Annotated in this window: 11 protein-coding genes; 7 read left to right on the plus strand and 4 right to left on the minus strand. The window is 67.3% G+C overall.

Annotated features, from left to right (window positions below):
• From FAF44_RS49995 to FAF44_RS50015, 5 genes are all read left to right on the plus strand, one after another.
• On the plus strand, positions 1-187 hold a 187-nt coding region (locus FAF44_RS49995), incomplete at its 5' end, for a sulfotransferase (RefSeq protein WP_308193536.1).
• A 200-nt stretch (positions 188-387) separates the two neighbouring features.
• Complete coding sequence (locus FAF44_RS50000; protein WP_237110537.1) at positions 388-765, plus strand: YbaB/EbfC family nucleoid-associated protein; 378 nt, start codon at positions 388-390, stop codon at positions 763-765.
• A 2-nt stretch (positions 766-767) separates the two neighbouring features.
• Entirely contained in the window at positions 768-1091 is a 324-nt protein-coding gene (locus FAF44_RS50005; RefSeq protein WP_237110539.1) for a hypothetical protein, read from the plus strand.
• Positions 1092-1160: 69 nt separating this feature from the next.
• Positions 1161-4790 (plus strand): hypothetical protein, encoded by a 3630-nt coding sequence (locus FAF44_RS50010; RefSeq protein ID WP_237110541.1) that lies wholly within the window; start codon positions 1161-1163, stop codon positions 4788-4790.
• Positions 4791-5619: 829 nt separating this feature from the next.
• A complete protein-coding gene (locus FAF44_RS50015; RefSeq protein ID WP_237110543.1) occupies positions 5620-6759 on the plus strand; it encodes an SDR family oxidoreductase in 1140 nt (379 codons plus the stop codon).
• Positions 6760-6765: 6 nt separating this feature from the next.
• On the opposite strand, the gene FAF44_RS50020 is transcribed toward FAF44_RS50015, so the two are convergent.
• Positions 6766-7116 (minus strand): DUF6192 family protein, encoded by a 351-nt coding sequence (locus FAF44_RS50020; protein WP_237110544.1) that lies wholly within the window; start codon positions 7114-7116, stop codon positions 6766-6768.
• A 315-nt stretch (positions 7117-7431) separates the two neighbouring features.
• Positions 7432-7626: a hypothetical protein gene (locus FAF44_RS50025; protein WP_237110545.1), complete on the minus strand. Its 195-nt coding sequence runs from the start codon at positions 7624-7626 to the stop codon at positions 7432-7434.
• A 64-nt stretch (positions 7627-7690) separates the two neighbouring features.
• On the opposite strand from FAF44_RS50025, the gene FAF44_RS55510 reads away from it, so the two are divergent.
• On the plus strand, positions 7691-7825 hold the full coding sequence (locus tag FAF44_RS55510; protein ID WP_272896141.1) for a hypothetical protein: 135 nt from the start codon (positions 7691-7693) through the stop codon (positions 7823-7825).
• A gap of 10 nt (positions 7826-7835) precedes the next feature.
• Here FAF44_RS55510 and FAF44_RS50030 read toward each other — a convergent pair whose 3' ends face one another.
• Positions 7836-8675 carry a hypothetical protein gene (locus FAF44_RS50030; protein WP_237110546.1) on the minus strand — a complete coding sequence of 280 codons (840 nt, stop codon included), beginning with the start codon at positions 8673-8675 and terminating at the stop codon, positions 7836-7838.
• A 230-nt stretch (positions 8676-8905) separates the two neighbouring features.
• Here FAF44_RS50030 and FAF44_RS50035 point away from each other — a divergent pair, with 230 nt between their 5' ends.
• Positions 8906-9514 (plus strand): TetR/AcrR family transcriptional regulator, encoded by a 609-nt coding sequence (locus tag FAF44_RS50035; protein ID WP_237110547.1) that lies wholly within the window; start codon positions 8906-8908, stop codon positions 9512-9514.
• A gap of 201 nt (positions 9515-9715) precedes the next feature.
• Here FAF44_RS50035 and FAF44_RS50040 read toward each other — a convergent pair whose 3' ends face one another.
• Complete coding sequence (locus FAF44_RS50040; protein WP_237110548.1) at positions 9716-10099, minus strand: DUF3592 domain-containing protein; 384 nt, start codon at positions 10097-10099, stop codon at positions 9716-9718.
• Positions 10100-10494 lie beyond the last annotated feature (395 nt).

The following is a 10494-nucleotide window of genomic DNA, read 5'->3' on the forward strand; positions in this document are numbered from 1 at the left end:
GGTCCAGGAAAGCCTCCCGCCCGAACGGCTGCTGATCTTCGACGTCCGCGACGGCTGGGCACCGCTGTGCCGCTTCCTCGATGTCGAGCCACCCGCCGGTGAACCCTTCCCGCACCTCAACGACGGAGCAAGCATGCGACGCCAGATCGAAGGGTTCATCGCCGGCGGCGCACAGCCGACAGGGTGAGCCTCGCCCCGGATGCCACAGCTCGCGACCTGATCCGGGCCGAGATCTCGTGACCACCGCTGCCCGATGTCGGCGAAGATGAGGGGCGCCTCACCACTTGGGCCATCTCGCCCTGGTCGGTCGGCCGCTCGGCGCGCGATCACCGCGCGAAGCTTCCTCTGTGCTGTCCATGAGTTGCTGTTGTCATGTAGGAGCTTGTCATGCAGGACGGGATTGACTCCGCTTTTGAGGAAGCGGCGGCGGACTTCGATCGATCGGTCAGCCGGTGGCGCGAGGCGTACGGTCGGCTGAATGAGCTCGGCCATACCGCCCGGTCCAAGGACGGGATGGTGACGGTGACCGTGGGCTCGCGTGGTCAGGTGCGTTCTATCACTTTTGATCCGCGGGTGTACCGCAAGTTGTCGCCCTCCGAGCTCGCTGACGCGATCACGAGTCAGCTCGGGGCTGCGACGGGTGAGATGTCGGCCCGGATGCGGGAGTTGGTGGAACCAATGATGCCGGATGGGTTGCGATATGAGGACATCTTCGGCGCGGAGGCGAGCCTGGATGCCTTCTTTCCGACGCCTGAGAAGCGGTAGTTGTGAGCGGGACCGGAGACGGCTACATCGCGGCCTCGGACGAGATTCGGCGGGAGCGGGGCGGTCAGGCGGCCGATGAGGCCGCCTTCGTCGAGGACGTTCGCGACGACGTACAGGAGTCCTTCGCCGCGGCGGGTCGGCCGATGGGTCACGACCAATACGGCGCTGAGTTGGAGAAGCACTTTCCTCAGCTGAAGGAGCGGATTTTCGCCGCGTTCGACGCCTATATCGAGGAACTCGATGGCCTGTACACAGGGCTGCGGAAGACCGCGGCGAACTATGAGGCCGCGGAAGATCCGCGGTTTCGGGAGCCCGGTCAGGGCTGATTTGCGGTGTGGTTGGACGGGGTGCCCATCCCCGAGCCAGTACGGCCGTGGATCGGTTGGGCCGTAGGGATGGACTGGCCGGAGGCGGATGAGGCTGTGCTGTTCCGGTTGGCCGACGATCTGGCACTGGCCTTTTACCGCATCAACCGCGGGGTGCGCGGTGATGGGAGGCTCGCCGGCGGGGCGGCTGCCGGCGACGAGCGCGGTGATTGGGACGGGGAGGCGCTCAGACGGTTCGTGGAGCGGGTGGGGCACGAGACCGCCGGCCGCAGGCAGGAGTTGCTCAGTAGCCTGGCGGGGTTGGCGCTGGCCTGTAACGACCTAGGCGTGCAGGTCCAGTACACCAAGCGGATGATCAAGCTCTCGGTGCTGTTGCTGATCGTGCAACTGTCGTGGCTGTTGTGGGCGATGCTGTCACCCGCCTCGGGAGTGGCCTGGGCTGCTGCCGGAACCCGGGCGCAGGCCACCAGGATGACCATCCGCCAACTGGCCAAGCGCCTGCTGTCCAATGCGGCCCTGTTCGGGACCCTTATGGGCGGGATGGATCTCTACGTCCAGGCAACCCAGTCCCGGCGCGCAGAGATCGATTGGGATCAGGTGGGCTGGTCGGCGCTGTCCGGCGCCCTCACAGGCGCCGTGTTGACGTTGAGCACGGGGCTGCTGCCGCCCCGATCGGTCCTGGGGCTGATAGGGCATTCCGCCACGGCTGGTGGCGCGACGACACTCGCAACGATGCTGGTGAGCGCTCAACCGATCGACTGGGAGATGGTGGCCAAAGGCACCACGGCCGGAGCATTCGGCGGGGCGGACGCGCACTGGGCGAGCTGGAGTCCCCAGAGCGGCCGCGCCGGCGGAGGTGAACCGCAGCCCAGCGCGGATGATCCCAGCACGCCGCCCCGGGCTCTCCGCAGGACCGAACCCAGCCCTCCGAGCCGGGCCCGCGAGGGCGGCCCCACGCCCGCGCCTTCGCCTCGGCCAGATCCCACCGACCCGGCGGCGCGCGCCGCGCTGGAGAAAAGCACGCCACGCGGCGTGAACGGACCGCCAGAACATCCGACGGGCCTGGCCGCCGGGCGCTCGGAGTTCACCGCAGACCGGGTATCGCCGACCGGCGGCATTGATCAGATGATTAACTGGGGTCGGAGCGCTGACGAGGGCGAGAGCACCTCCGCTGTACAACTGCGTCGACAGGATGCGCCCGTCCCCAGACTCGGCCAGGGCCCTGCTGCTCACCCGGCCGACCCGCTCGCGACGCGCCACCGCGACTCGCCCGCCGAACCGACCCTGGCTCGGATCCGCGACTCGGATCCGAGCGCGGAGGTGCCGGCCGCGCGGACCAGGCAACCCGGCCATGGCCGGCTAGCGGACGCTTCGGGAAGCCGGACGCGCGAGGCAGACGGCACGCAGATGAGGCAGGCGCAGGAGGGCTTGCGAGAGCCGGCTCGCGTGGGCGCCGCCGAGCACTCGACCGGCAGTCCTGGACCGATCAGCGAAACCCCGGCGCACCACTTCGGCCAGAACGGCGAGAGACCGGCCACCATCACCCCTGAGTCGGCACCATCACAGCCGGAAAGGCCGCCCCAAGCCCCGGCCCCGGAGCTCACGGCCAGGCAGCAGGAGCTGATCAGGCAGTCCAGGCGGGAGGTCACGGCGGGCATCTGGTACCGGGACCCCTCCAGGCAGGTCATGCCGACGGTGGACCTGAGGCTGCTACGGCCCACCGACGGCATCATCGACGTCGGGATCGCCGGTGACGGCGCGCACTTCCTGATCGGCGATCAGCGACTGACCGCCAAAGACCTGGGCACCATGCTCGCCCACGATCCCCGGGTACTGTCTCACCCGGACGCGACCCTGCGCGTGCTGGGCCACGGAACCGTTGTCAACCGCGGCCTGCTCCAGGAACTGGCGAACGTGACCGGCCGCGAGGTGACCGCGAGCGACCGGCCCGCCTACATCGGCGCCGACCGGCAGCCCCACACCGCCACCGTCCAAGGCCTCACACCCGACGGCCACTCCATCTTCCAGGGTCGCGACGACGGCGCCTGGCACACCGCTATGCCGGACTCACGCGTGCTGCCACCCGAGCGACCCGCCCAGGTGCCCGCCTCCTGGCCTGAGCCGGCCCGCGGCCTGAGCGCCGACGCCGTCCAAGCAGCCGCGGCCGCTGACGAGAGTCAGTGGCGCGCGCTGGGTGCTGGCGACGATGGGCTGGTGGACCTGCTCACGCTGAACGATGACACCAGTGTGCTCAGGAAGATCATGGACAGGGACATCAGGCAGGTTGACATCGAGCTGATGGTGGCGCAGGTCGCGAAGAGCTTGGGGGCACGCGTCGCGGACATCAAGCCTTACCCAGGCCGGCCCGACGCTGTCCTGATGGAATACGTCCCCGGCCGGCCGGCCGTGGGGCCGGACGTGCGGTTCCTGCCCGGGGCGGTCCTGATCGAGCTGCTGGACGTGCTGGTCGTCAATCATGACAGGTTCGGAAACCTGCAGCTCACCGCCGACGGTCTCGTCGGGTTCGACCACGGCAAGTCGTTCGACCTCAAGCTCCTTGACCTCGGCGAGCACGAGCATCTGGTGTTGCGGGGCAATTTCCTCGGCCGACGCCCTGATGGCACGTTCGGCTGGATCGACAACCCGCTGACCAGGCAGGACGTCGAGCTCATCACAGAACGCCTGCACGGGTTACGCGCTGAGTTCGCGCGGCACGGCATGCCACGCGAGTACGACGTCATGATGGATCGGCTCTACCAGGTGGCCGAGCACGCGAGCGGTGACACTCCGCTCATCGCGCCGGAGTCAGGTCCGGCCAGCCGGATCGAGCGCCCTTTCGGCCATGGCGAGGGCGGATCCGACCGCGTCCCGCATCAGGTCGCACGCTACCTCGACGATCTGAGCCAGTCGCCGGAGCATCTGAACGAGCTGTCAGAACGTATCGATGACCTCCCCCCGGCCGCGGATCGGCTTCGAGACGAGGTGCTCCTCCAGGAACAACACGACGCGTGGTTCGACGACTCGCAGAATCGGAAGGTCATCGCCGCGGGAGAGGAACTCGTCGGCTCGCTGCAATGGCGCGGGCCCTCCGGCCCAGACGAGAACGCCGGCTGGGGGCTGCGGCGAGAAACGGCGTGGGGATACGCCCATGACTTCTTTCGGTGGCTCCTCGGCGAAGGGCCCGAGCCGACCGCTTGGTCCACGATGAACTGCTGGGAGGCCCTCATGTTCACGGCATACCGAGCCGGTGTCGTCGACAAGCGCTGGCTGGATCAGGTCTACCAGCACGCGAGCCTGGACGCGAGGATCGCCGACCTGACAGGAAACCGCGCATACGCCTTCGATGTCTTCGCACGGTGGGTCACCTACTCGCTGGCTCCAGGTCTGCGCCTGCCCTACGTGATCGACCCGGCCACCGGCATTGGAGTCACGGACATTCCTCGCGGTTTCGTGATCTTCGTGGATGACATCGCCCATGCCATGCTCAGCCTCGGTACCCGAGACACGCACGGGCGGCAGGAGGTCCTGAGCCACTGGGTGTATCCGGAACGGGCTAACATGCACCTGCCCGAGGGTTTCCAATGGGGGTTCATGCAGCGGACCACGGTCGAGGAACTGCTGGCGACAGACGTCTTCAAGCAGGGACGTGTCGAGTTCGGCAAGCCGATCTGGCTCTACAAGGACGCGCTGGGACGTTGAGCCTGAACAGATCGCGTGAGGCCCGTCGCTAACGACAGTGCCATCAAGCACGCCAGCCTCGAGACTGCACCGTAAGGTGCTGATCACGACCATGCCGTTCGCGCTGAGGCGCGTTCCTCTTCGCCGACGTGATCAGGAAGGGTCCTGACGCTCTTCGTCTCACACAGATCGGGGCGGGGACCGAGCCAAGCGCGCAACCGTCCCACGCCACGTAGAGCGCGCGAGCCCGCGGGTCACCGAAGGCGTACCGGGGCAGATTGCGGCCACGGCTTACGCCAGGCAACTCGACGGGGAGAACGCGGGGTACGTGGCGACCGTGCGATCGCTGCAGGCCGAAGCCACCATCACGCGCCGGCAGGTCCCCTCCCCATCATGGACGGCGGCTTCGGTGATTGTGACCCGCAGTCGAGGCGGCGAGCCGTCGGGACGCGCACCCCTCTCCGGACGCGACCCGCTTGGCCTGCCAGGAATGTCGTCGACGTCGGGATAGGGCCGGGGGGGGAAGAGCGCGCCCAGGAAAGAACCAGCACGCCAGGGCGTCGCCAACGATCATGATTGCAAGACCCGCCATAAGAACCCCCGTGACCGCGCGGTGGAAGGGGGCTTGATGACCTGGCTCACATTTCTTCCTTGCACGTCACCTCCATGAGGTCTGTTCCTCTCCTGGTTGCGTACCGGCTCGATCGGGGCCGGCAACCGAAAGGATGCCCATGAAGCGTGTGCTGGTGCGTAGCGCCGTCGCTCTCCATCGCGGTCGGCGCGCTGGGGGCCGGAGTTGCCTCTGCCTCGGCTCACGCCCTGGCGTCGGCCGTCGTTTCCGCGGACGGCTGTGATTGGCCCCAACGGCAACTACACCATTCTGCACTCCGACCCGGTCGAAGTGAGCGGGGTCGGCACCCCGTATGAGCGGTTGGGAACGCCCAGTACGGCCAGAACTGCGCTGTCGTCCTGCGTACGGGAAGCGCACACGGAGTCTCCAACCCAGACCAAGGCCACCCTTCGGGTGGGGAGCGACAAGGGGTTCCAGCCGTACATCGACGCCGGCTCCTCCGGCCACTTCGCGGCAGTCAGCGCCTCGGCGGAGAACCAGTGCGTCAACTACACCGTCTGGATCGACTCTCCTGAAATGGCCGTACTGGTCAGGCCGACCGCACAGCGTAGGGCAACTGCAACAGACATCTCTTCCGACTATTGGAGCAACACGATGACCGTTTACTCTCCTCTTGCTGGCCGACGCGCGATCGTGACTGGGGCATCCTCAGGTATCGGGGCCGCCACCGCTCGGCTCTTGGCAGCTCAGGGGGCTCGGGTAGCCCTGGTCGCCCGAAGCGCAGACAGGCTGGACGCCCTACGCGAGACCATCGAGGGCGCGGGCGGTCAGGCCGTGCCGATCCCCCTCGACCTCGCTGCGGCAGAAGCGGATGTGCTTGAGGCCGGCGCGCGGCAGGTGGTCCGGATGCTGGGCGGCGTGGACCTCGTCGTGAACGCAGCAGGGATCTTGTCGCCGGGGATTCTGACGAACGGCCTGTCGAGTGGATGGGAGCGTCAGATCGACCTGAATCTCACCGGACTGCTCCGCTTCTCCCACGTGCTAATCCCGGATCTGCTCGAAGCCGCCTCCATCATCGGTGTGGCCGACCTGGTCACCATCTCTTCGGTGGCGGCGGACCAGGTGGAGTTCGGCGCCGCCGTGTACGCGGCCGCCAAGGCAGCGCTCAGCCACCTGTCCCGGCATCTCAGGCAGGAGCTCGCTACGCGGAACGTGCGCGTCACCGACGTGCGGCCCGGGATGGTGGCCACCGAACTGCGGGCCGGATCCAAACTGGGGATGGTCTGGGAGGAGGATATGAAGACGCGGATCGATCCGCTCACCGCCGAGGATGTGGCGCAGATCATCGCCTTCGCCGTCAGCAGACCACACCACGTCAATCTGCCAGAGGTCATCGTTATGCCTGCCAAACAGGTATAAAGTCACCTAATCCGCCCACTGCCACAAGGGGGAAAGGTGCCACAGATAGCGCAAGAAGGCCCCTTCCGCCCTGCACGGCCATGGGCATTGCACCTGGTCGCCCATGGCCCTGAAGACCAGGTTCGGGCGGCGCAGCAGATCGATGGCCGCCGCGGCGCCCTGCTCAGCACAGGCCAGGCAGTGGATGGCGGTGACCTTCTCGGCGACCGAGACCAGGCTGCCGACCTTCTGCCCGACCTCCCGCTTGACGGCGTCCTCGGTCCGCTCGTGTCGACCGGCGCGCTCGTTCAGCGGCGGCTCGGTGAAGGGTTCCCATCGGTTGGCGTCATCAGGGAGGTCGGCCAGGATCTTGTGCACCCTCGGGTCGATGCTGGTGAGCTCGCGTAATCGTTCAGCGCGTATTCGTGGGTGAGATGGCTTCGGCGCGTGATCGTAGTACTAGAGGTCGACGGTGTCGAATACACCGAACAGGACCACGACCGGCAAAGGTTCGCCTCCGAGGCCAACGTGCCCGAGATCATCGACCCTGCGATCACGCTGTGACCATCCACCAGTAAGCGCCCGCTGATTCACGCACAAGATCAGCGGGCGTTGTTGCGGGCCCTGCGCGATCGGCTCGTCTGGGGGCGATCACGACGCGGGGTACCGGCCCGGCTACTCCGTCTCTGTCACTTAGCCATACCGGCGTAGCAGCGCCAGCACCTCACCGGCACGAGCGTCAGCCCGGGCCTCAGCGAGCCGGCCACGCAACTCCTCCAGACGCTCACCAGCGACGGCCAGGTCCTCGCGCAGCCGACCGGCCTCCGCCAGATGCTGCTCGCGCGCCTGCGACAGCTCGGCGCGTACGGCCTCCAGGTCCTGGCGCACCTGGCTGACGGCGGGCGCGCCGCATCACACGGACCTGACGGACATCCTGGGGGTGGAGCTGCTGGTGATCGACGCGGACACGACGTTCCGGTCGTTCGCCAAGGAGGTGCGCTGGAACCAGGCGTACTATCGGCTGGCCCGGGGTTCTGATTTCCGCGCGCCGCGCGTCGCGTCGGGGACACGGTGCGACGCGGAGTGAAGGTGGCCGCTCATGTTCCCGGCGCACGCTCCAGGAGGTAAGTGCCCTTGGCGTCGGGTGAGCCCAGGCTGTACTGGCGCATGATCTCGTTGTCCGCGATACGCGCCTGGCCGATCATGAATCCGGTCTGCTTGTTCTGGATGCCGACCTTGGCGGAGCCGGTGGCATCCCGGTAGACGTAGAAGCGCTGCAGGTCATCGATGATCCGGCAGGTGTCCTCGATGAAGTGCGCGCCGTCGTTGACCTGCCCGTCGAGCGGCAGGGTCAGGCACTTACCGCTCTCCCGGTTGATGAAGACGTGTTCCACCAGCCCGTTGGTCACTTCCCCCGCGCACACGGACCACTGCGCTTGCACGGAATTGGCCCAGCCGCGCAGCCGGAAGTCGTTGGTGCCGTTGATGGTCCACCACCACAGCAGCCCGTCGGGTGTGCCGATTCGGTAGTAGCCCGGCTGGCAGGTGAAGCCGGGCGGCACGGCGTTGGGCGCGATGATGCCTCGCTTGGGCGTGCTGACCGTGGGAGTGAGGGTGGACTCGTCGGCGGCCGGGGCGGCGCCCTCGCATTCGAGCTTCTGCTGGGCCTTCTTCATGAGACTGTTGGCGGGCACGACGTCCGCGCACGTGACCACGCCCTCCTCAACCGCTGTGAAGGTCGTGTAGGTGCCGCCGGGCCGTTCGATCCAGCGCAGGCTGTCGTCGATGCTCGTGCAGTTGAGGCTGCCGTACTCGCCGGTCACTTTGCGGGTGCCCTGGTAGAGGCCGTAGTAGCCGGGCTGGGTGAAGTTCCAGGTGATGGCCTGGGTCTCGCCTGAGGTGGTTGCGGTGGTCTTGGTGACCGTCCGGTTCACCATCGCGTCGACCTTGAAGTCCTCGGGAGGTGAAAACGTTTCTGTAACCGGTTACCAGCATGTACCTCACAGGTTGATCAGTTCCGGGTGAGATGTCAACCCCGAACCGTGACCAGACCACGGCGCGACCTGCTCGTTCGGCTACTTCCCACCTAAAGTTGTTGCAGAACTCAGCATATGAGCAGGTCAGAGCACTTCTGCAGCGATCGCTGCAGAAGAGGTAGGCTGCGGGGGTGGAGACGAGCCAGAGCGGCCTCATCGGCCGACCGCGGGGATTCGACGCCGGCGACGCCCTCGAGCGCGCCATGCTGCTCTTCTGGGAGCACGGTTATGAGGGGGCCAGCCTGGCCAGACTGACCGAGGCGATGGGCATCTCCGCCAAAAGCATGTACGCAGCCTTCGGCAACAAGGAAGAGCTGTTTCGCAAGGCCCTGAAGCGCTACACCGAAGGCCCCAGCGCCTACCTGGCGCGGGCCCTGCAGGAGCCGACCGCCCTCGGCGTCGCCACCGCGATCCTGGCCGGCACCATCCGAACCACCACCCGCCCGGCCCACCCCCACGGATGCCTGGGCGTCCAGGGCGCCCTGGCCGCCAGCGACTCCGGGCGCGCAGTCCGCGACCTTCTCACCGCCTGGCGCAACGACGGCTGCTCCCGCGTCCGCGAGCGGTTCCAGCGAGCCGTCGACGACGGCGACCTTCCTCCAGATATTGATCCGGGACTCCTGGCCCGCTACGTCACCACCCTGGCATTCGGCGTCGCCGTGCAAGCCGCCAGCGGCGTCGGCCGCGATGAACTCCAGCAGATGGCCGACGCCGCCCTACGCACCTGGCCGCTCGCCTGACAGCCCGCCGGCGTTCGCCGGGGCGAGCAACCAGAGCCATGCCGACGGCCTGCGACTGAAAGCGATCAAAATGATCGTCGTCGTTGTTGGACTGGCCCCGGGGCACCCTGTCTGATCACTTACGGCGGGTTCCCGGGCCCGTCCGCCGCACTCGGCGTGCGCGTCTCCATGCACGGGACGCTCCACGTGTCGTCGCCGTGGTCAGTCGCTCCAAGCGGCTGCAGGGATCGGGGATCCAGAGGTTGGAATTCCGTGATCCCGGTAGCGGCATCGGATCACCTTCACTCTGGGAGGGCTGGTGAACTCAACTCCGTCTGGGCGATTCACGCCAGGATGACTCCCGGCACCCAGGAAGATCAGGCCCGCCATGCCACTCAGGACGCTGGGCAGGACCCGATAGCGCGCGGTGAAGACCCGTGCCGCCTGCGGCTGTCCGTCGAGGTAGGCGATCGGGACCTGCTGCCCGACGTTCAGCCGCAGGCCGATCCCGGCCACCTGCGGAGCGAATTCGATGTGGTGGCCGGCCCTGTCGGTGAAGGCGATGACGAAACGCTGAGAGGAATCGTCCACGACCGCCCCGATCACCGTGCCCCACCCGTGCACGCGGGATACAGTTCGTCTTGGCCGCGTTCGGCCTGCTCGTTGAGCTTTTGACCCGCCGCACGATCAGCCGGCCGGTGACGGTCTGGCCCTTCTCGCTGGTGAAGGCGGTGTAGTTGGCCTCGGCGCCGCGTTACCGAAGACGAGTGGCCGCCGCAAAGGCGGCAGCGCGAGAGTCCCGGAGCGCCCGACTGGTGGCTGAGCGCGAGAACTTCACAGCGGAACGCACGCCCAGGGCGGACACCAACCGCGTCACCCTTGAGCATGAGCTGGCCGAATAAGCCAGGTCTCAAACCGGTTCCCTGCCCGCCACTCACCACCGTGACCGCGCCCACAAGAACGCCGACCATGCTCTCGTGGAACATCGGATGGCGCACGTC

Origin of the sequence: Nonomuraea sp. MG754425, assembly GCF_021699195.1 — a bacterium.
Taxonomy (GTDB): domain Bacteria; phylum Actinomycetota; class Actinomycetes; order Streptosporangiales; family Streptosporangiaceae; genus Nonomuraea.

Bases quoted from the DNA above. Each gene is read 5' to 3' on its own strand.
- FAF44_RS50000 (WP_237110537.1), top strand. From the start codon at position 388: ATGCAGGACGGGATTGACTCCGCTTTTGAGGAAGCGGCGGCGGACTTC.
- FAF44_RS50010 (WP_237110541.1), top strand. From the start codon at position 1,161: ATGGACTGGCCGGAGGCGGATGAGGCTGTGCTGTTCCGGTTGGCCGAC.
- FAF44_RS50030 (WP_237110546.1), bottom strand. From the start codon at position 8,675: ATGGTGAACCGGACGGTCACCAAGACCACCGCAACCACCTCAGGCGAG.